At 52.5% G+C, this 341-nt stretch carries 1 protein-coding gene; it reads right to left on the bottom strand.

Annotated features, from left to right (window positions below):
* The coding region (locus AC0L3B_RS38795; protein ID WP_473382972.1) for a hypothetical protein at positions 1 to 341 on the bottom strand (341 nt) is incomplete at both ends.

Raw genomic sequence — 341 nt, forward strand, 5'->3', positions numbered from 1 at the left:
ACTTCAATGCCTTTGATCAGCCGCGCCCTGCCGAAGTCTGGTGTGGTATTGAAATGTGCCGGGTTGAATATTGGCGAGTCCATGTGCGTTGTGTGTATCAGGCCCAGTTCGTTGGCGGCCTCTTTGTGCAGCAAAGATTTATCAAATATCAGGTTTCTCGTGTTGAATTCGGAGGATTGAGTGGCCTGATCCAGCAGGGCTGTGGCGCTATTCAACTTCTGTTGCCTGAGTATCGCCTGATCGATCCACTGACCAATACTGTGTTCGGCCCCCGGTATATCCCATTGGGCGATGGGGGTCTGCAACGCATGCCTGATCTTGACGACTACATTGCGCCAGTC

It is taken from the genome of Bradyrhizobium sp. Kon56 (genome assembly GCF_055807635.1).